At 70.0% G+C, this 20,118-nt stretch carries 14 protein-coding genes; 7 read left to right on the top strand and 7 right to left on the bottom strand.

Going from position 1 to position 20,118, the window contains the following annotated elements; translation table 11 throughout:
* Nucleotides 1-52 precede the first annotated feature (52 nt).
* The 3 genes from mnmA to FS885_RS04780 all read right to left on the bottom strand — a co-directional run bounded on the left by mnmA (nt 53) and on the right by FS885_RS04780 (nt 2,633).
* Nucleotides 53-1,198 (bottom strand): tRNA 2-thiouridine(34) synthase MnmA, encoded by a 1,146-nt coding sequence (gene mnmA / locus FS885_RS04790; protein ID WP_144743870.1) that lies wholly within the window; start codon nt 1,196-1,198, stop codon nt 53-55.
* 21 nt (nt 1,199-1,219) lie between these two features.
* The gene (cysK, locus tag FS885_RS04785) at nt 1,220-2,155 is read right to left on the bottom strand and encodes a cysteine synthase A (RefSeq protein WP_144743868.1); all 936 of its coding nucleotides are present in this window, start codon (nt 2,153-2,155) and stop codon (nt 1,220-1,222) included.
* Nucleotides 2,156-2,270: 115 nt separating this feature from the next.
* Nucleotides 2,271-2,633, bottom strand: coding sequence for a phage holin family protein (locus tag FS885_RS04780; protein ID WP_144743866.1), 363 nt, complete (start codon nt 2,631-2,633; stop codon nt 2,271-2,273).
* 179 nt (nt 2,634-2,812) lie between these two features.
* Here FS885_RS04780 and FS885_RS04775 point away from each other — a divergent pair, with 179 nt between their 5' ends.
* The 7 genes from FS885_RS04775 (at nt 2,813) to FS885_RS04745 (ending at nt 16,796) form a co-directional block, all read left to right on the top strand.
* The gene (locus FS885_RS04775; protein ID WP_246060790.1) at nt 2,813-3,835 is read left to right on the top strand and encodes an FAD:protein FMN transferase; all 1,023 of its coding nucleotides are present in this window, start codon (nt 2,813-2,815) and stop codon (nt 3,833-3,835) included.
* Between the two features lie 87 nt (nt 3,836-3,922).
* A complete protein-coding gene (locus tag FS885_RS04770) occupies nt 3,923-4,222 on the top strand; it encodes a YerC/YecD family TrpR-related protein (protein WP_144743864.1) in 300 nt (99 codons plus the stop codon).
* The gene (locus FS885_RS04765; RefSeq protein WP_246060787.1) at nt 4,219-4,737 is read left to right on the top strand and encodes a GNAT family N-acetyltransferase; all 519 of its coding nucleotides are present in this window, start codon (nt 4,219-4,221) and stop codon (nt 4,735-4,737) included. Before FS885_RS04770 ends, FS885_RS04765 begins: the two co-directional genes overlap by 4 nt.
* 93 nt (nt 4,738-4,830) lie before the next feature.
* A complete protein-coding gene (locus tag FS885_RS04760; RefSeq protein ID WP_144743863.1) occupies nt 4,831-7,830 on the top strand; it encodes a PD-(D/E)XK nuclease family protein in 3,000 nt (999 codons plus the stop codon).
* Nucleotides 7,830-11,435, top strand: coding sequence for a UvrD-helicase domain-containing protein (locus FS885_RS04755; protein WP_144743862.1), 3,606 nt, complete (start codon nt 7,830-7,832; stop codon nt 11,433-11,435). The genes FS885_RS04760 and FS885_RS04755 overlap by 1 nt, the downstream gene beginning before the upstream one ends.
* Before the next feature lie 662 nt (nt 11,436-12,097).
* Nucleotides 12,098-15,901: a DNA polymerase III subunit alpha gene (dnaE, locus tag FS885_RS04750; RefSeq protein WP_144743861.1), complete on the top strand. Its 3,804-nt coding sequence runs from the start codon at nt 12,098-12,100 to the stop codon at nt 15,899-15,901.
* A 91-nt stretch (nt 15,902-15,992) separates the two neighbouring features.
* Entirely contained in the window at nt 15,993-16,796 is an 804-nt protein-coding gene (locus FS885_RS04745; RefSeq protein ID WP_144743860.1) for a biotin--[acetyl-CoA-carboxylase] ligase, read from the top strand.
* Nucleotides 16,797-17,122: 326 nt separating this feature from the next.
* On the opposite strand, the gene FS885_RS04740 is transcribed toward FS885_RS04745, so the two are convergent.
* The 4 genes from FS885_RS04740 to FS885_RS04730 form a co-directional block, all read right to left on the bottom strand.
* Nucleotides 17,123-18,517 carry an oxaloacetate decarboxylase subunit alpha gene (locus tag FS885_RS04740; RefSeq protein ID WP_144743859.1) on the bottom strand — a complete coding sequence of 465 codons (1,395 nt, stop codon included), beginning with the start codon at nt 18,515-18,517 and terminating at the stop codon, nt 17,123-17,125.
* A 25-nt stretch (nt 18,518-18,542) separates the two neighbouring features.
* On the bottom strand, nt 18,543-18,674 hold the full coding sequence (locus FS885_RS10120; protein WP_281281383.1) for an OadG-related small transporter subunit: 132 nt from the start codon (nt 18,672-18,674) through the stop codon (nt 18,543-18,545).
* A 13-nt stretch (nt 18,675-18,687) separates the two neighbouring features.
* Nucleotides 18,688-19,815, bottom strand: a complete 1,128-nt coding sequence (locus tag FS885_RS04735; RefSeq protein ID WP_246060784.1) for a sodium ion-translocating decarboxylase subunit beta — start codon at nt 19,813-19,815, stop codon at nt 18,688-18,690.
* 36 nt (nt 19,816-19,851) lie between these two features.
* On the bottom strand, nt 19,852-20,118 hold a 267-nt coding region (locus tag FS885_RS04730; protein ID WP_144743858.1), incomplete at its 5' end, for a biotin/lipoyl-containing protein.

The raw sequence follows: 20,118 nt of genomic DNA, 5'->3' as shown, positions 1-20,118 counted from the left end.
GCGGCGGCGTCGCGCGTCGTCGGCGTGAGCGGCCTGTCGGCACCCGAGCGCGCTAGAGCGCGCGGACGATGCGCCCGCCGCCGAGCACCCGGTCCCCGTCGTAGGCGACCACGGACTGCCCGGGGGCGATGGCGCGCTGCGGCTCGCTGAAGGCGATGCGCAGGGCCTCACCCGTGCAGCCGGCCGCCTCGTCGGGTGCCGGCGCGAAGATGCGCGCCTCCTGGCCCTCCTGGTGGTAGCGTATGCGCGCCTGGACGGCCATCCCCGTCCCGCTGGCGGACGCCGCGCGGATGGCCTCGGCCTCCGCGGCGGGGACGCACCAGGTCCACGAGTCGGCGACGAGGGCCGGGGCGTACAGGTCGCGCTCGTCTCCTAGGGTGACGGTCCCCGTGCGGGCGTCCACACGGGTCACGTAGAGCGGGCGCGCCGCCGCCACGCCGAGGCCCTTGCGCTGGCCCACGGTGTAGCGGATGGCGCCGCGGTGCTCGCCGAGGAGGTTGCCGGCGGTATCTACGACGGGCCCCGGCTCGAGCGTCTTGCCGCGCCGCCGCTCGATGAACGTGGCGAAGTCGTTGCCGGGCACGAAGCAGATGCCCTGGCTGTCGCGCTTGCGGGCGTTCTCGAACCCCTGCTCGGCGGCGATGCGCCGCACGTCGCCCTCCTTGGTGAGCCCGCCCAGGGGGAAGATGACGCGCGCGAGGGCGCCCTGGGTGAGGCCGTAGAGGAAGTAGCTCTGGTCCTTGGTGCGGTCGTGCGCCCTGAGCAGGTCGAACGTGCGCCTGCCCTCTGCATCCGCTCGTTCGGCGACGCGCGCGTAGTGGCCGGTGGCGAGATAGGCGCAGCCCTCCTCGCGCGCGTGCTCGAGCAGCGTGCCGAACTTGATCGCGCGGTTGCAGACCGCGCACGGGTTGGGCGTGAGGCCCTGCTCGTAGGCGTCGACGAATCGCTCGATCACGTCGCGCTCGAAGGCCGCGCGGCGGTCGAGCACATGGAAGGGGATGCCCAGGCGGCCAGCGAGCGCGCGGGCGTCCTCGATGTCGGCGCTGTTGCCGCAGGCGCGCCCGCGGCCCGGCGTGTCCTCGTCGAAGAGGCGCATGGTCACGCCGATGCACTCATAGCCCTGCCGCTTGAGCAGGTATGCCGCGACGCTCGAGTCGACGCCGCCGCTCAGCGCCACGAGGACGCGCCCGCGCTCCATGACCCGGATACCTCCTCGCCCTTACGCGAAGAGCGGGGTCGAGAGGTAGCGCTCCCCGGTGTCGACGAGCATGACCACGATGGTCTTGCCGGCGTTCTCAGGCTTGCGCGCGAGCTCGAGCGCGGCCCAGGCCGCGGCGCCCGACGAGATGCCGGCGAGCACCCCTTCGGTCGCGCCGAGGCGCCTGCCGGTCGCGAAGGCGTCCTCGCTGGTGACCGTCATGATCTCGTCGTAGATGCCGGTGTCGAGCACCTCGGGCACGAAGCCCGCGCCGATGCCCTGGATCTTGTGCGGGCCGGCCGCGCCACCCGAGAGGACGGGGGAGTCCGCCGGCTCGACGGCGACTACGCGCACGTCGGGGTTGCGCTCCTTCAGATAGGAGCCCACGCCGGTGATGGTGCCGCCGGTGCCCACGCCCGCGACGAAGATGTCGACCGCGCCGTCGGTATCCTCCCAGATCTCGGGGCCGGTGGTGGCGCGGTGGGCCGCCGGGTTCGCCGGGTTGGTGAACTGGCCGGCCATGATGCTCTTGGGCACCTCGCGCGCGAGCTCCTCGGCGCGCTCGATCGCGCCGGCCATGCCGCGCGCGCCCGGGGTGAGCACGAGCTCGGCGCCGTAGGCGGCCATGAGCTGGCGGCGCTCGACGCTCATCGTGTCGGGCATGGTGATGATGACGCGGTAGCCGCGCGCCGCCGCGACGGCGGAAAGCCCCACGCCCGTGTTGCCCGAGGTGGGCTCGATGATCGTGTAGCCCTCGTGCGGGCGTATGGCGCCGGCGCGCTCCGCGGCATCGATCATGCCGAGCGCGATGCGGTCCTTGGCGGACCCCGCGGGGTTCATGCTCTCCAGCTTGGCGAGCACACGGGCGCCGAGGGCGTCCTCGCGCTCGATGTTGCTGAGCTCGAGCAGGGGCGTCCTGCCGATGAGCTGGTCGATCGAGGTGTAGATCTTGGCCATGGAAAACCTCCTTATGAGTGGCGGGCACGGCGCCCGCCGGGTTGTGCCTGTGGGGTCTGTACCCATCGCGCGGCCCCGCTATGACGCTCGCCGCGCACGCGGGCGACCGCGGGCCTTAAGATTTGCGCACGCCGAGCAGCGTGCACATGATGCTCACGATGATCGCGCCGCCGAACGCCGCCCCGAAGCCGTCGATGACGATGCCCGCGTGGAACAGGTTGAGCGAGAGCTGGCTGGCGAACTGGAGCATGAGGCCGTTCACCACGAGCTGGAAGATGCCGAGGGTCACGATCGTGATGGGCAGGGAGAGGAGGCTCACGATCGGCTTCACGAACGAGTTCACGAGCGAGAGGGTGAGGCCGCAGAAGACGTAGCACAGCCAGACCTCGACCGGGCCGATGACGAAGATGCCGGGGACGATGTAGTCGGCGATCGCGATGGCGATCGAGGTGAAGAGCCAGTTGAGCACGAAGGTCATGGATTCCTCGCAAACGGGGTAGACGGTACGGTGTCCTATGGATGATGGGCGGGTCCCTGGTCCGGGGTGGCCGCGTGGCGCGCCCGGCCCCGGCCAGGCTGGCCGGTGTCCTGAAGATTATGCCCTAACCCGCCGCTTCGGCACGCGGCGCGCGGGCGTGTGGAGATATGGGGGAGCGCATGGGCGCAGGCAGCGGGAAGCGGGTTCAGAGGGAGGCGGACGGCGCGCTCTCCGTGCGCTTCATCTGCTTCGATACGGTGGTCGACCTGCGCGTCTACCCCGATGCGGCACCCGGGTGCGCGAAAGGCGCGCTCGACGGCGCCGCCCGGGCCCTCGACGCATGCGTCGAGCGGTGCCGGCACTTCGAGCGCTTGCTCTCGCGCACCGATCCCGCCTCCGACATCTCGCGCGCGCATGCGGCGGCGCCCGAGCCGGTGCCGGTCGCGCGCGAGACCGCCGAGCTCGTGCGCGCGGCGCGCACCTACTGCGCCGGGAGCCGGGGCTGCTTCGACATCACGATGGGCACTGTGACGTCGCTTTGGGACTTCCACGCGGGCGCCGTCCCCGCGCGTCCCGGGCTCGCCGAGGCGCTGCTCCACGTGGGGATGAACCTTATCGAGGTCTCGCCCGGGGACGGCGGCGCCCCCGGGGGCGCGCCGTGGCTCGCCATCCGCGACCCTCAGACGGTGCTCGACCTCGGCGGCATCGCGAAGGGCTACATCGCCGACGACCTCGCAGAACTCCTCTGTGGCCGGGGTGTCGGCCGTTTCGCGCTCAACCTGGGCGGTAACGTGCTTGTGCGCGGGCGGGCGCCCGGCGGTGACGGCTGTTCGGGCCCGTGGCGCATAGGCGTCGCCGACCCGTTCCGCCCGGGGCGCAGCCGCGCGGTCATCGAGCTCGACCAGGGCTCGGTGGTGACGAGCGGCACGCACGAGCGCCGCTTCTCGCGGGGAGGGACCGTCTACCACCATATCCTCGACCCGCGCACGGGCATGCCCGCCGCGACCGACGCCGCGAGCGCGACCGTCGTGGCACGGCGCTCGCTCGACTGCGACGGCTGGTCGACGACGGTGCTCATGCTCGGCGCGCGCGACGGGATCGCGTTCGCCGAGGGCGTCCCGGGCATCGAGGCGCTCACGGTGGACGAGTGCGGGCGCGTGCGCTGGACGAGCGGCCTTGCCGGGCGCGTGACGCTCGCATAGGGGCGCCACTTTAGTGTGGTGGTGTGCTACACTGCTCTCGCTGCGCCTTCCGGCGCTTCGTTGGAACCCGGATGTTTGGTGGTGCCCATGAATATCGAGACGATGCTCGCGCGCGAGGACGTGCATCAGCTCGTCCATGCGTTCACGCTGCTCGAGGGCGAGCGCGAGGTCGAGGAGTTCCTCGTCGACCTGCTGACGCCGCGTGAGTTCTGCGATTTCGCGCAGCGCCTGCACGTGGCGCGCTGCCTCGACGAGGGGGAGTCCTACCTCGAGGTGCAGGCGCAGACGGGCGCCTCGTCCACCACGGTGAGCCGCGTCTCCAAGGCCCTAAACGGCGAGTACGGCGGCTACCGCCGGGTGCTCATCAAGCTGGAGGACGGCGAGTGAGTTCGGAGCCGGTTTCCTTCGAGGCGGTCGGGCCCGCCGACGTCGACGCCCTCGCCGAGCTCGCGGGTGCCATCTGGCGCGAGTTCTGGACCGGTCGATTGGGGCGCGCACAGACCGAGTACATGATCGAGCGCTTCCAGTCGCGCGCGGCCATCGAGCGCGACATGCGCGAGCACGCCTACGAATACTGGTTCGTCCGCGCCGCGGACGACGGCCGGGTCGTGGGGTACACGGGCGGCTGCGTCGAGCCCGAGACGGGCCGCTTCTTCATCTCGAAGATCTACCTCAGCGCCGCCGAGCGCGGCAGGCATTTCGCGAGCGCCATCGTGCGCTTCTACGACGCGCTCTGCCGCGAGCGGGGACTTAGCGCCATGTACCTCACGGTGAACAAGGGCAACGAGCTCGGCATCCGCGCATACGAGGGCAACGGCTTCACGACCGTCGACGCCGCGGTGACCGATATCGGCGCGGGCTTCGTCATGGACGACTACATCATGGAGCGCCCCGTCGGGTAGCCCCGCGCCCCCGGCCCGCGACCCGTCTCCCGGCTCTCGCCCCGCCTGTCCGCACGGGCGTGTAGGATGGTGGGGACGGAGAATGGGAGGGATATGGCGACTCAAGTCATCAGAAAGGCCATGGGGAACCGTCCGGACGCCCGGGAGATCGAGCTCATCGGCGACCTTGCCCGGGCACATGGCCGCGTGACGCTTCTGGTGCCCCATGCGGGCATGCGCGATGCCTGCCGCCGCGCGCTCGCCGACGTGGGGCTGGGCGTGGGCATCGACGTGCTGACGCCCGCGGCCTGGGTGTCCGCGCTCTGGGAGCTCTCCGGCGACGGCCGCCGCATCGTCGAGCCGGCCGAGCGTCGGCTCCTCTTGGCGCGCTCGATTGACGAGGCCGCCGCCGACCCCACGCGCCCCGCCGATGCCGCCGCGCTGCCCCGGACCACCGGCACGCTCGCCATGCTCGCCACCGCCGCCCGCCTCTACCAGCCGTTCATCACCGCAGCGCGGCGGGAGTCGCTCACGCCCTCCGAGCGCGCCGTGGTCGATGTGCTCGAGCGCTACGCGCGCGCCCTCGACCGGCTGGGCGCCGTGGAGCCCTCCTGCGCCGCCGTCTCGCTCGCCGCGATGGGCGCAGACGGCGTTCCCGGCGTCCACGCGGTGGTGGCGCGCGCCCTGGACGACCGGCCGGAGTACCTAGTGCGGCTGCTCGACGCGTGCGCCTGCCGCGTGCCGCTGCTCGTGCTCGAGGACGACGGGGGCGCCTGCGCGGGCCTCGCCGCGTCCCGTCTCCAGTTCGCCGAGATCTCCGGTCCCTCTGCCCGCGACGCGGCGCATGCCGAGCTCATCTCCGACGCCTCCCATGCGGCCGCGGGCGCCACGCTCGCCGTCGCCGCGCCCGACCCCGTCGCCGCCTTTCGCGCGCTCGCCCCCCGGCTCGCCGCCAGGGGGTTGGAGGCAGAGCTCTCCGTGCGGGTCCCCTTCGAGGACGCGCGTGCCGGCCAGGCGTTCTTCATGCTCCGGGACCTGCTCCGCCGCATGGAGGCGGAGGAGCCGAGCGCCTGGTGGCCCGCGCCCGAGGTGCCCGACTGGATCCGCAGCCCCTTCTCGGGCCTGTCCCATGTGGCGCCGCGCATCTCTCGCATGCTCGACGCGCGCCTGCGCAAGACCCGCAAGCTCGACGCTGAGGGTTTAATGGCGGAGCTCACGAGCCTCGAGAGCAGGGAGCTCAACCGCGAGCGCAAGCTCGCCGAGGAGGACGGCCGCGACCGGAGGCCCATCGTGGCCGCCGCGGTCCCCCGTGCGCTCGCCGGCGGCCGCCTCGCCCGTGCGCTCGCGCTCATGGCCGAGGCGGCCTCGGCGGCCGCGCCGCACGCGTTCGGTGCGGAGGGCCTCGCCGCCCGCGAGGCCGAGCTCGCCGCGCTCGAAGAGGCCTCCGGCCTGATGGAGACGGCCCATCGCCTGGGCGTCTCAGAGGAGCAGGCGGTCCTCGCCCTGCCCGGCCTGGCCACCCGCCTCACCGCTGACGCCGTCCCGTCCGCATCGGTGGCCCCTGCGGCCAGGGTGCTCTTCATCACGTGCGAGGAGCTCGCCCGCCGCGCCGAGGGGTCGTTCGACGCCGTCGTCCTCATCGACCTGGATGCCGACGCCTACCCGCTCGCCCGCCGCGAGACCCCGCACGACCTGCTCGCCGCCAAGCTCGGCTGCCCCGGCGCCAAGGTCCCGGCGGTCGAGCGCCACCGCATCCAGGTGCGCCGCGCCTGCGAGGCCGGCCGCCGCGCGGTCCTCGCGCATACGGCCCGCGACCGCCAGGGCGACGAGCGCTACGCCGCGCTCGCCTACGACGAGCTCAAGGCCGCCTTCGGCGACGCCGCCCCGGCCGCCCCCGAGCTTCCCCACGAGGGGGCGCTCCTCTCCAATCTCGATGTCGCCGCCGGACGCGACGTCGTGCTCACCGAGGCGAAGATCCCCGGCGCCCACGTGCTCCCGTCCGGGCTCGAGCGCTTCCTGCTGCCGCCCACGCGCAGCATGGGCGGGACGGAGGTGCCGCGCACCCTCTCCGCCTCGCAGATCGAGGCCTACCTCGCCTGCCCGTACAGCTGGCTCGTGGGCAACCGCGCGTCCACGCGCCGGCTCGATGTGGGCTTCGGCCCCATCGAGATGGGAAACTTCGTCCATGACGTGATGCAGCGCTTCCACGAGCGCCTGCAGGAGGAGGGCCTGCAGCGCGTCGACGCGGCCAACCTGGACGCCTGCCTCGAGCAGATGGACCTGGCGTACGCCGAGGTGCGCGCGGACCATGCGCGCGGCAAGTACACCCATGGCAAGTACGCGCGCGAGGAGCGCCCGCGCCCCATCCGCGGCCCGCTCGTCGCCCTCGACGAGCTCGAGCGCGACCAGCTCGACGCCATCCTGCCCAAGCTGCGCGACGTGGTGCGCCACGAGAGCGACCTCATGCCCGGCTTCATCCCCGCCTGGTTCGAGTACGCCTTCGACAAGGAGGGCGTCGCCTACGCGGGCCGTCCCCTCGGGGGGCGCATCGACCGCATCGACGTCGCCCCGGCGGCGGGCGCGCCCGCGGGCCACGTGCCCGAGCGCTGCGAGCGCGACCGCTTCGTCGTGATCGACTACAAGAACCGCGCCTCGGTCGCGTCGCTCTCCTGCGCCGACCCCACCATGGCGCTCGAGGAGGGCGAGGGGCTCGACCCCGCGTGGCTCCCGGGGCGCGATGCTGACCGCGCGCCCAAGGTCCAGACGCTCATCTACGCCCAGGCGCTGGCGCGCATGGGGTTCGGCTCCGCCCAGGGCGCGCTCTACCTGGGGACGCGCGGGCCCCAGGTCGCCGGCCAGGTGACCGATACGCTGGCGGATACCGAGCCTCCGTCGTTCCCGCACGACAGGGTCTCGGGCTTCCCCGGCGTCAAGCCGCCGCGCTCGCGCAGCGCCCTGCATGACGGCACCATGGCCCTCACCGAGCTGCTCGACCAGGTCGAGCGCGCGATCACCGGCGAGCTCGACAAGCTCGAGCAGGGCCGCATCGCGCCGGCTCCCGCCTCGGATTCCTGCACGTACTGCCCGCTTACCATGTGCGAGAGGAGGCGCTGATGGCGCGCATCCAGCTCGAGCCCAAGCAGGAGCGGATCGTCCGCACCCTCGAGGGCCCGCTCTTCGTGTCGGCCGGCGCCGGGTCCGGCAAGACGTTCACGCTCACGCAGCGCATCATGCACGCCCTGCGGCCGGGCTCCAAGCCGCGCGAGCTCTGGCGCGACCCCAGCCGTCCCGAGCCGTTTTTGGACAGCATCGACCAGGTGCTCGCCATCACCTTCACCGACAAGGCCGCCGCCGAGCTCAAGCAGCGCATCCGCGCGGCGCTCGTCGAGGAGGGCATGGCCGCCGAGGCGGAGAAGGTCGACGACGCCTGGATCTCGACCATCCACGGCATGTGCTCGCGCATCATCCGCGCGCATGCGCTCGACGTGGACGTGGACCCGGCGTTCTCCGTCGTCGGGTACGCCGACGACCTCAAGCGGCTCGCCGTCGAGCACGTGGTGCGCCGCATCGCCGCCGACGACGCGCAGGGCGACGGCGCGTTCAGGGAGATCCTCGGCGCCTTCGCGCTCGAGGGCGCCGGGGGCCCCTCCCAGGGCCTGGACAGCCTGCTTTCGATCCTCGTCGCCATCCTGGGGCGGGTTTCCGCCACGGTGGGCGGGCTCTCCGCATTCCAGCAGGTCGCGCCCGTGCCCTCCCCGCGCCGTATCCTGGAAGTCTATCGCGACATCGCGGAGACCCCCTCATACGCGAACGCCGCCGCGGCGCGCGTCGCCCTCGATGCGCTCGAAACCTATCTGGCGTCGCCGCGCACCCGTGACGACCTGCGTGCCTGCTTCGATGCCGCCGGCGAGCTCTCGCTGCGCGGCAAGGGCATGGGCAAGGACGAGAAGACGGCGGTGGGGGAGGTGCGCGCCGCGCGCCCGGCGTTTTTCGCCGACGCCTACCTCGCGACCTGCGCCGGCGCCCTCGACGAGCTCGTTCCCCTCGTCGAGCTGGTGCGCGCCGAATACGACGCGCTCAAGGCGGACCAGGCGGTGCTCGACAACGACGACCTGCTCACACGGGCGTTCGATGCGCTCAACCACGACGAGCGGATCCGCCGGGAGTTCTCCGGCCGCTTCAAGATGGTCATGGTCGACGAGTTCCAGGACACCGCTCAGCAGCAGGTCGAGCTCGTGCGCCTGCTCTGCAGCCCCGACGGGCGCGAGCTGTGCACGGTGGGCGACGCGCAGCAGTCCATCTACCGGTTCCGCGGCGCGGACGTGTCGGTCTTCCGCGGCAAGAAGGACGAGGTCGAGCGCACGGGCACGGTCTTGGACCTCGACGTGAACTACCGAAGCCATGCGGACATCCTGTCGTTTGCCGACCGCATCTTCGAGGGCGGCGCGGAAAACCCGCTGGGCCGCGATTTCCTCCATCTCGTCTCGTGCGGGGAGGGCAAGCGCAAGGGCGCGCGCCGGGTCTCCGCGAAGACGTCGCGCCGCCAGGCCGTGCTCGCGGTGGCGGGGACCTCGGACGACCGCGCCGCGGCCAAGGCGGCGGCGATCGCGGAGCGCTTCCGGCACCTGCGCGACGCGGAGGGCTTCAAGCCGAGCGAGATGGTCATCCTCATGGCGCGCCTCACCAAGGCGGACGTCTACGCCGACGCCATCCGCGCGGCGGGCATGCCGTGCGTGGTGTCGGGCGGCACCTCGGTCTACCGTCGGGCGCCCGAGGTCGGGGTCGTCTCCGCGCTGCTGGCGTTTCTCGCCAACCCCGACGACGGCGAGCGCGGCATCACGCCGCTGGTCACCTCGCCGATGTTCTGCCTGGGCGCGACTGAGCTCCTCGCGCTCTCCACCTGCGTGGACGCCGAGACCGGGGCGGTCGACAGCAGGACCATCACCGGGGACGTGCTCCTCTCCGCCGAGATCCTCGATGCGTTCGGCCCCTTGCCGCTCGTCGACCGCATGCGGGAGGTGCTCGGAGGCGCCCAGGCGCGCGTCGGGCGCGACCCCATGTCCGCCATCGTGCGCGACGCGGTCGCCGAGTCGGGCTGGCTCGCCCGCCTCGAGCGGGGCGGCGCCCAGGAGCGCGCCGTCGCCGCGAACCTGCTGAAGGCGATCTCGATCGTCGAGCAGGAGGAAGCCGGGCGCGCGTTCTCGCCGCGTCTCGTCTCGGAGGCCTTCGACGCGCATATCGAGCACGTGAAGGAGTCGCCTGCGACGCTTTCGGGCGCCGACGAGGACGCGGTGCGCATCATGACGGTGCACGCGTCGAAGGGCCTCGAGTTCCCGGTCGTCGCCGTCGCGGAGTGCGACGGCATCAAGGCGGGTACGGACCGGATCCAGATGCTCGACCGCGATGGGTGCACGCTGTGGGCCGCCCTGCCCAACCGCTTCGGGCTCGCGGCAGACGAGAGCCTGCTCAAGGATGCCATGGGTGCGCTGAACGACCTGGAGAAGCAGGCCGTCGACGCCGGCGAGCACGGCCCCGAGGTCCCCGCTTCCGCCGCCCCGGCCTTCGCATACATGAAGCGCGAGAACGCGCAGCTCGACTACGAGGAGGCGGCGCGCCTGCTCTACGTCGCCATCACGCGCGCCCGGGAGGTCGCGATCCTCGCGCTCGGGGCGCGCTACGCATCCGAGCTCGAGCCCGGGCACGCGACCTCGCTGGTGGGCGAGGTCCTCGCACGGATCCTGCCGCCTGATGAGGACCTGGGCGGCCTGCCCGACCTGACCAGCGACCGGCTCGCCTTCCCCGATGCCCATGCCGGCGACTTCCAGATGATCCTTCTGGACGACGTGGCGTACCCGGCGAAGAAGAAGGGCCTGAAGCGGCCCCAGGCCGCCTTCGCTGCAGCGGATTACCCGCCCCCGCCCGCGCCCGCCGCGGCGTGCGGCGCCGCAGACGGCCCCGTCTGCGAGGAGCGCTCCGTGCTGCTGGTGAGGCCAGCTCGGGTGGAGGTCTCCATGGTCCCGGCCCCCGTTCCACCGCGCGACTCGTACAGCTACTCCTCGGTGGCCGCCGCCTCCCACGCCGAGCTCGAGGACCGCAGCGCCCCCGTCGAGCCTGCGGAGGATGACGCCCTTTGTGCCCCGAGCGCTCTTTCGGCAGGGCGGGACGGCGGCGCTCCCGACGCAGCGCGTCGCGGCGACGGCGACCCCACGGCGCTCGGCTCCGCCTTCCATGCCGCCGCCCAATGGCTCATCGAGACCGGGGAGGAGTCCGTGCCCGCGTCGCGCGTCGACGCGCTGTGCCGCTACTGGGGCGTCACCTCCGCGCAGCGGGTGCGCCTCGAGGACGCCCTCGCGCGCTGGGAGCGCTCCAAGGCGCGCGCCCTCATGCGCTCTTGGGCGCAGGTGCGGGCCGAGGTCCCCTTCTTCTCCCTGGGGATGGAAGACTTCCGGGAGCAGTACGGCGCCTACGCCGAGGGAGCGATCGACGTGCTCTGCACCGACCCCGGCCGTCCCCGCGAGGCGCTCGTCCTCGACTACAAGACGGGCGGTTCCCCCGCCGAGACGCCCGAGCAGCTGCAGGAGAAGCACGCGCTCCAGGCGAGCGTGTACGCCGACGTGCTTCACAAGGCGGGGTTCGAGCGGGTGACCCTGATGTTCGTGCGCGTCGAGGTCGACGACCCCGCCGACCCCGGCGAGCCCCAGGTCGTCACCTACTCGTAGTAACCGGTGCCCGGCGGGTGCTCACACCATATCCGGCAGCGCGGCGGGCGCATTCCTTATGGAGTGCGCCCGCCTTTTCTTGGGGCTCGACGTCGTTCGTGCGTCTTGGCGGTGGGTTGTCCGCGGAACCTCAGACATACAGGTCTCGGGCTGATGCATTTACGCAGGTAAAAGGCTTGCATAAAAAACGAGATGGGGGATTGGCCCCGGCAGCTCCGGCGCCAACCACCGCCAAGGCGCTCAAGTCGCCTCCGGGAGTCCCCGGAGCCTTCCGTTCGATCAAGAATACTGTGTCTTATTTCGATCCTGCGGTCGGGACCGGGCTCCGGTGGCGAGAAAGCGCAGGATTGCATCGGTCCCAAGAGCCGTGGGACCGGAGTGCCTCCGTGCACCCACAGTATTCTTGATCGAACGTGCCCGCCTCCCGCTCGAGCGACGAGCTGCGGCAGCGGGGGAGGCGTTTTGCCGCGATCGGGGCGACCTGGGCGGCGCCATCGAACACCCTGTGGTGCTTCCGCGAGCCGTCGCGGCACCCGCCAAGGGGTCCGCCCGCTGCGGTAGAATCGGGTACCGGAACAGAGGAGCCACCCCACAATCACAGCCCGTCCTCGTTTCCGCAGCTTTGCACATCAGCCGTACCAGCACATTTCGAGGAGACGACCGTGGCCTTCGTTCACCTGCACAACCACTCCGAATACTCCATGCTCGACGGCGCGACGCGCGTGGGCGACATGGTCGACCGCGCGGTCGAGCTGGGCATGCCCGCCGTGGCGCTCACGGACCACGGCTACATGTACGGCATCCCCGAGCTCGGCCTGGCGTGCGACGCCTACAACAAGAAGTCGCCCGAGCGCCGCGTGTGGAACAACGACAAGAAGATGCTCGAGGCCGGCCGCGCCGCCGAGCTCGTGGCGCCCGATCCCGAAGAGGACCCGCGCGGCGCCGCGCAGCATGCCCGCGACCTCGCCGAATGGGGGCGCACGGGCTCGATCGACGCCGTCAAGCCCTACGTGATCAAGCCCATCTTCGGGTGCGAGGTCTACTTCACGCCCGACGAGACGCTCGCCCGCGACCGCAAGCCCGAGCTCTACCACATGATCCTCATCGCCCGGAACGAGCGTGGCTACGTGAACCTCATGCAGACGGTGTCCGAGGCCGCGGTCAACGGCTTCTACTACAAGCCCCGCGTGACGCTCGACAACCTGCGCCGCCATAGCGAGGGCCTCATCGCCACCTCGGCGTGCATCGCGGGCATCATCCCCAAGTGCATCGACCGCGGCGAGATGGACAACGCGCTCCGCTGGGCGGAGACCTTCCGCGACACGTTCGAGCCGGGCAGCTTCTACATCGAGATCCAGGACCACGGCATCACGACCGACTCGGGCCTCACCGACGAGCAGCTCGACCGCCAGCTCATCGAGATCGCCCGCCAGGTCGGCGTGAAGGTCATCGCCACGAACGACTTCCACTACCTCACGCGCGAGGACGCGCCGGTGCAGGACATCATGATGTGCATCGGCATGAACTCCAAGGTCGACGACCCCAACCGCATGCGCATGCAGGGCAGCGAGTTCTACATGAAGACCGAGGAGGAGATGCGCGCGCTCTTCCCGTACTGCCCGGAGGCCTGCGACAACACGGTCGAGATCGCCGACAAGTGCGACGTCGAGCTCGAGTGGGGCAAGATCATCCTGCCCCGTTACCCGCTGCTCGACGAGGGCGAGACCCACGAGAGCCAGTTCCGCCGCGAGTGCGAGGAGGGTCTCGCGAAGCGCTACGGCGCGGACTGGGAGACCAAGGTCGTGGGCGGCGTCTCCGTCAAGGAGCGCTTCGAGTTCGAGTACAAGGTCATCTGCGACAAGGGCTTCGCGGCGTACTTCCTCATCGTGGCCGAGTACGTACGCTGGGCCAAGCAGAACGGCATCGGCGTGGGCCCCGGCCGCGGCTCGGCCGCCGGCGCCATCGTTGCCTACGCCATGGACATCACCACCTTCGACCCCCTCGAGAACGGCCTCATGTTCGAGCGATTCCTCTCGCCCGAGCGCACCGAGATGCCCGATATCGATATGGACTTCGACGATGAGCGGCGGCTCGAGGTGATCGAGCACGTCCGCCAGCTCTACGGCCCCGAGAAGGTCACGCACGTCATCACGTACTCGACCATCAAGGCCAAGCAGGCCATCAACGACGCCGCGCGCGTACTCGACTATCCCGTCTTCAAGGGCCAGCAGCTCTCGAAGATGATCTCGAGCGACCCGTCCGTGAAGCTCAAGCAGGTGCTCACGCGCGTCGAGGGCAAGGAGGACCTCTACAACCCCGACTTCGCCGAGGCCTACGCCAAGGACGAGGACGCGCACCGCATCATCGACGCGGCGCTCTCCATCGAGGGCCTCACCCGCGGCGAGGGCGTGCACGCCTGCGCCGTGCTCATCTGCCGCGACCCGGTGAACGAGCACGTCCCGACCAAGCTCGACACCAAGGGCGGCGTGGAGATCACCCAGTACGAAGGCCATACGGTCGCGGACATGGGCCTGCTCAAGATGGACTTCCTGGGGCTCCGCACGCTCACGGTCATCTCGAAGGCCAAGGCGAACATCAAGGCGAACCACGGCATCGACATCGACGTCGACGCAATCCCCTTCGACGACCCCGAGATCTTCAAGCTCATGCAGGGCGGCCACACCGCGGGCGTGTTCCAGATCGAGTCCGCCGGCATGACGGCGACGATCAAGAACATGAAGCCTACGGAATACAAGCACGTCGTCGCCCTCATCGCCCTCTACCGCCCCGGCCCTCTGGGCGCGGGCATGGTCGCGAGCTACATCAACCGCATGAACGGCAAGGAGCCCGCCGTCTCCTACGACCCGCGCCTGGACGACATTCTGAACGAGACCTACGGCACCATGGTCTACCAGGAGCAGGTCATGAACATCTCGGTCGAGATGTGCGGCTTCTCCAAGGGCGAGAGTGACTCGCGCATCCGCAAGCCCGTGGCCAAGAAGAAGATCAAGATGCTCACCGAGCAGGTCTTCAGCTGGGAGGACGGCCACGAGGAGACCATCTACGACCACTGGATGAACGGCGCCGAGCGCAACGACTACTCGCGCGAGACCGCCCAGCGCATCTGGGACGACGTGCTCGAGTTCGCCTCCTACGCGTTCAACAAGTCGCACTCCGCCGGCTACGCCATCCTGGTCATGCAGACCGCGTGGCTGAAGGCCCACTACCCGCACGAGTACATGGCGGCCGTGCTGACGAGCTACACCGGCAAGACTGAGAAGATCACGCACTACGTCTCGGCCTGTCGCCACGACGGCATCCCGGTGCTGCCGCCCGACGTGAACGAATCGGGCCGTGAGTTCACGGCTACCTCCGAGGGCGTGCGCTTCGGGCTCGCGGGCATCCGCGGCGTGGGCGAGGGCGTGGCCGATGCCATCATCGAGGAGCGCGCCCGGGGCGGCGCCTTCAAGAACCTGCACGACTTCGTCGACCGCGTCGACTCGAGCCAGGCCAACCGCCGCGTCATCGAGGCGCTCATCAAGGCCGGCGCCTTCGACTCGACGGGCTACCCGCGCCGCCAGCTCATGAGCTTCGTCGACAAGGCGAACCCCGAGAACATCATCGACGCCGCGACCAAGCGCCAGAAGGACCGCGTGGGCGGCCAGACCTCGTTCTTCGACCTGTTCGGCGATATCGAGGGTTCCGGCTTCGAGGTCAACGTGCCCGAGCCCGACGGCCAGGAATGGGACCGCCACATGAAGCTCTCCGCGGAGCGCGACGTGCTGGGCATCTACGTCTCGGACCACCCGCTGCGCCCCTTCGAGTACGCGCTCGGCAAGGCCCGCGAGTTCACGCTGAGCCAGATCGACACGGGCGTGGAGCAGGTCGTCCCCGGGAGCGACACGACGGTGAACAAGGCGATCCCGGAGGGGAAGGCGTTCTGGTTCGCCGGCATGGTGGCCGAGGTCTCCAAGCGCGTGACCAAGAAGGGCGACCCCATGGCCATCGTCCGCCTGGAGGACATGGAGGGCGAGGCCACCGTGGTCATGTTCCCCAAGGTCTACAAGGAGTGCGAGAGCTTCCTCTACGGCGAGACCGACCCCGAGACCGGCGCCGTGCTCGCGGACTCGTTCATCCGCGTCCACGGCAAGCTGGAGCGCAGCGACCGCGGCGACCAGATCATCGCGCAGGAGGTGCTGCCGCTCGAGCTCAACGAGGAGACCAACCGGCCCAAGGTGTTCGAGGTCATGATCCCCAGCTCGCGCTTCTCGCAGGGGAGCATGGCGCGCCTCGCGGCGATCCTCGCGAGCAACCCCGGCGGCGACCGCGTCGAGATCTTCGTGGAGCAAAGCGACGGCCAGACCATGCGCGCCGAGATCCCCGCGCGCGTGAACGCCCGCTCGATCCCGCTCATCGCCGAGACCAAGGCGATCGTCGGCGACCAGGGCCGCGTGGCCGTGGTCTAAGGGCTCGGGCCGGCGCGAGGCGCCGCCGTGGGCCCGGGCGTCGCGGCGCGCCGGACTCCGCGCGCGTTTGAAATCGGGAGGGGGATGAGCCATGGACGAGGGTTCCGCGAAAGGATGCGGCCCCATCGAGGTGCTCGACGAGGTGGGCTCCACCAACGCCGTGCTCATGGAGCGCGCGCTCGCCGGGGCGCCGCACGGCACGGCGATCCGGGCGCGCGTGCAGACCGCCGGCCGCGGCAGGCGCACCCACAACTGGGCGTCGCCCGCAGGCGGGCTCTACTTCTCCATGCTCATCAAGCCGACGGTTCCCGACCGTGCGCTGCCGGGCCTGCCGGTGGCATTCGGCCTGGGCGTGGTGCGCGCGCTCGAGGGGCTCGGGTGCTGCGGCATCGCGCTCAAATGGCCCAACGACGTCATCTGCGGGCGGGGCAAGCTCGGCGGCATCCTGGTCGAGCTCAAGCGCTCCTCGGGCGAGGCGCTCGCTGTGTGCGGGCTGGGACTCAACCTGAGGTCGGTCCCCTTCGAGCCGAGTGACGCGACCGCGCTGCCGGGTGCCGGCGTCGCGGACTGCCTTCCCGCCGCGGCTCCCATGCCGACACTGGACGACCTCGCCGCGGCGGTCCGCGCCTCCGCGCTCAAGGCAATCGACATGTGGACCGCTGCGGTCGATGCCGCCGGTGAGGGCGCGGCGCCGCTCACCGGCATCGAGGATGCGTACAACGCCCTTCTGGCCTACCGCGGCGAGCGCGTGCGCGCGGGTGCGCCCGATGGAAGCGTCTCGGCCCACGGCGTGCTCGCCGGCGTGGATTCCTGGGGACGCGCCCTCGTCGAGCTCGCGGACGGCACCGTGCAGGCCTTCGACGCCGCGATCGTGTCGATTCGCCCTGCGTGCTAGGCACGTCGCCGCGCGCGTGATGCCTCCGCGAGCTTGTGAACCCTGATTCGATCCTCTGAACCCTCGATATAACTTGTGAACCCTCGGGATAACCTGTGAACCCTCGGGATAACCTGTGAACCCTATAGAGCCATCTTTGCTCTAAAGAGATGGCGGATAGGGGTTCGCAGGTTTCCCCGAGGGTTCAGAGGATGGCCGGATGGACGGAGAAGCCAGAGGGTGCGCTGCAAACAGCGTCGAGCCGGTACAAACGACCGGCAAGAGAAAACCGGCGCCGCCGATGCGGGCAGACGCCGGTTCTGAGTCATGAGCGTGCACCTTCGCGCTTACGCCACGTCGATGGTGACCTCGACCTCCTGCACGGGCACGTCGTAGAACGGGTCCTCGCGCCGTCCCAGGAAGTCGCGCGCCTGCTCGGGGAAGAGCGCGTAGGCGAGCACGTCCTCCTCGGTCTTGGCGTACTGCGCGATCTCCTCGCGCGCGCGGGGCAGCTCGGGCTCGAGCAGGTCGGCAGGGCGGCAGGTGATGACCTCGTCGTCGCCGATGATCTTCTCGCGGATCTCCTTGGAGATGGTCACGGGCGGCCGGCCGTACATGCCGTGCACGTAGTCCTTGATCTCCTTGGGCACGACCTTGTAGCGCTCGCCGGAGAGCACGTTCATAAGGGCCTGCGAGCCCACCATCTGCGACAGCGGCGTCACGAGCGGCGGGTAGCCCAGCTCGGCGCGCACCCGCGGGACCTCGGCGAGGACCTCGCTGTAGCGGTCGCTCGCGCCCAGGTCGGCGAGGTTGCTGATCATGTTCGAGAGCATGCCGCCGGGCACCTTGTACAGGAGCGCCTTGGGCTCGACCTCAAGCACCTTGGGGTTCAGGCCGCCGTCGGCGACGAAGCGGTCGCGCACGCCGGCGAAGTGCTTGGCGATGCCATCGAGCTTGTCGACGTCGAGGTCGGTGTCGTAGCCGAGCCCGTCGAGCGCGATGGCCATCGACTCGGTGCAGGGCTGGCTCGTGCCCTCGGCGAGCGGGGAGAGGCAGGTGTCGATGATGTCGGCGCCGGCCTCGACGGCCTTCAGGTAGGTCATCTGGCCGATGCCCGCCGTGCCGTGCGTGTGCACCTGCAGCGGCAGGTCGGTCGCGCCCTTGATCTCGGTCACGAGCTCGTAGGCGACCTCGGGGGTGAGCACGCCCGCCATGTCCTTGATGCAGATGCTGTCGGCGCCGGCGCGCTCCATCTCGACGGCGAGCGAGGTGAAGTAGCGCACCGTGTGCACGTCGCTCGTGGTGTAGCAGATGGCGGCCTGCACCTCGCCGCCGGCCTCCTTGGCCGCGCAGATCGAGGTCTGGAGGTTGCGCGTGTCGTTTAGGGCGTCGAAGATGCGCAGCACGTCGATGCCGTTCTCGACGGACTTCTTGACGAACTCCTCCACGACGTCGTCGGCGTAGTTGCGGTACCCCAGGAGGTTCTGGCCGCGCAGCAGCATCTGGAGCTTCGCGTTCTTCACGTGAGCGCGGATGGTGCGCAGGCGCTCCCAGGGGTCCTCGTTCAGGTAGCGCAGGCACGAGTCGAAGGTCGCGCCGCCCCACACCTCGAGGGCGTAGAGGCCGCAGCTGTCGAGGTCCTCGAGCACGGGCAGCATGTCCTCGATGGGCATGCGCGTGGCGATCTGGCTCTGCTGGCCGTCACGCAGGATGGTTTCCATGAAGCGGATGGTACGTCCCATGCGGTTCTCCTTTCGCGCTTCGACGCTACGACTCGCTCTTCGGGCTGAAGATCTTCGACAGCGCGAGCGAGACGAGGTAGATGACGATCATGACGACGAAGATGCCGCCCCAGCCGATGCCGAGTAGCTCGATGGCGGTAATCAGGTTCTCAGACATACGAGCTGCCTCCCTACATCAAAAGGCCGAGCACGAGGCCGCCGGCGACGACCGATGCGATCTGCCCGGCGACGTTCGCGGCGCTGGCCTGCATGAGGACGAAGTTCTGCGGGTCCTCCTCCGTGGCGATGCGCTGGACGACGCGCGAGGCCATGGGGAAGGCGGAGATGCCGGCGGAGCCGACCATGGGGTTGATTGGCTCCTTGCGGAAGATGTTCAGGAGCTTGGCGAACATGATGCCGCCCACGGAGTCCATGATGAAGCCCACGAGACCGAGCCCCATGACGATGAGGGTGTCGAACTGCAGGAACTCGCTGTACTCCATCTTCACCGAGACGCAGAGGCCCAAAAGGATCGAGATGAGGTTCACGAGCTCGTTTTGCGCGGACTTGGAGAGCGAGTCGAGCACGCCGCACTCGCGTAGCAGGTTGCCGAACATGAGGAAGCCCACGAGCGGCAGCGACGCCGGGGCGATGAGGCCGGCGATGACGCAGATGATGATGGGGAAGAGGATCTTCGCCGTCTTGGACACCGCGAGCGGGTTGTAGCTCATGCGGATCTGGCGCTCCTTCTTGGTGGTGCACATCTTGATGGCGATGGGCTGGATGATGGGCACGAGCGCCATGTAGGAGTACGCGGCGACCATGATGGCGCCCATGTACTTGGAGCCCAGGCTGTTCGCCACGAAGATCGAGGTCGGGCCGTCGGCCGCGGCGATGATGCCCGTGGAGGCGGCGTCGGCCATGTCGAAGCCCAGAAGCGTCGCGATGATGATGACGAAGAAGATGCCGAACTGCGCGGCGGCACCGAAGATGAGCAGGAACGGGCTCGAGAGCAGGGGCCCGAAGTCGATCATCGCGCCGATGCCGATGAAGAGCAGAAGCGGGAAGAGCTCGGTCTCGATGCCCATGTTGAAGAGCACCGTGAACGGGCCCGTCTCACCGATGACGCCCGAGAACGGGATGTTCACGAGGATGGTACCGAGGCCCATGGGCACGAGCAGCGTGGGCTCGTACTCCTTCTTGATGCCGAGGTACATGAGGATGCAGCCGACGAGCATCATGACGATGCGACCGGGCTCGGCCGCGAGCGCCACCACGCCCGCGGTCAGCACGTCTGCTGCCGTAACTAGGATCTCCAATGGTCTCTCCTCTACACGTTGTGCGCTGCCGGGCCGCTAGGCGATGGAGAACAGCTCGTCGCCGGGGTTCACCATGTCGCCCTTGGCGACGTTGATGGAGGCGATGGTGCCGGCCTGCTCGGCCACGATCTCGTTCTCCATCTTCATGGCCTCGAGCACCATGACGGGCTGGTTCACCTCGACGGTGTCGCCCACGTTGAGGTGGATGTCGAGGATCTTGCCGGGCATGGCGGCCGTCTGCACGTGCGCGCCGGCAGGGGCGCTCGACGTGGCCGCGGCGGGGGGGGGGGGGGGCTCGGGGGC

Source organism: Enorma burkinafasonensis (genome assembly GCF_902150035.1).
Lineage (GTDB): Bacteria > Actinomycetota > Coriobacteriia > Coriobacteriales > Coriobacteriaceae > Enorma > Enorma burkinafasonensis.
This window is presented reverse-complemented; position numbering and strand designations above follow the sequence as displayed.

What these genes read in the sequence shown, in the direction of transcription:
- FS885_RS04775 (WP_246060790.1), top strand. Translation starts at nt 2,813, where the DNA reads ATGGGCGCAGGCAGCGGGAAGCGGGTTCAGAGGGAGGCGGACGGCGCG.
- FS885_RS10120 (WP_281281383.1), bottom strand. Translation starts at nt 18,674, where the DNA reads ATGTCTGAGAACCTGATTACCGCCATCGAGCTACTCGGCATCGGCTGG.
- mnmA (WP_144743870.1), bottom strand. Translation starts at nt 1,198, where the DNA reads ATGGAGCGCGGGCGCGTCCTCGTGGCGCTGAGCGGCGGCGTCGACTCG.
- FS885_RS04760 (WP_144743863.1), top strand. Translation starts at nt 4,831, where the DNA reads ATGGCGACTCAAGTCATCAGAAAGGCCATGGGGAACCGTCCGGACGCC.
- FS885_RS04745 (WP_144743860.1), top strand. Translation starts at nt 15,993, where the DNA reads ATGGACGAGGGTTCCGCGAAAGGATGCGGCCCCATCGAGGTGCTCGAC.
- FS885_RS04780 (WP_144743866.1), bottom strand. Translation starts at nt 2,633, where the DNA reads ATGACCTTCGTGCTCAACTGGCTCTTCACCTCGATCGCCATCGCGATC.
- FS885_RS04770 (WP_144743864.1), top strand. Translation starts at nt 3,923, where the DNA reads ATGAATATCGAGACGATGCTCGCGCGCGAGGACGTGCATCAGCTCGTC.
- FS885_RS04755 (WP_144743862.1), top strand. Translation starts at nt 7,830, where the DNA reads ATGGCGCGCATCCAGCTCGAGCCCAAGCAGGAGCGGATCGTCCGCACC.
- cysK (WP_144743868.1), bottom strand. Translation starts at nt 2,155, where the DNA reads ATGGCCAAGATCTACACCTCGATCGACCAGCTCATCGGCAGGACGCCC.
- FS885_RS04740 (WP_144743859.1), bottom strand. Translation starts at nt 18,517, where the DNA reads ATGGGACGTACCATCCGCTTCATGGAAACCATCCTGCGTGACGGCCAG.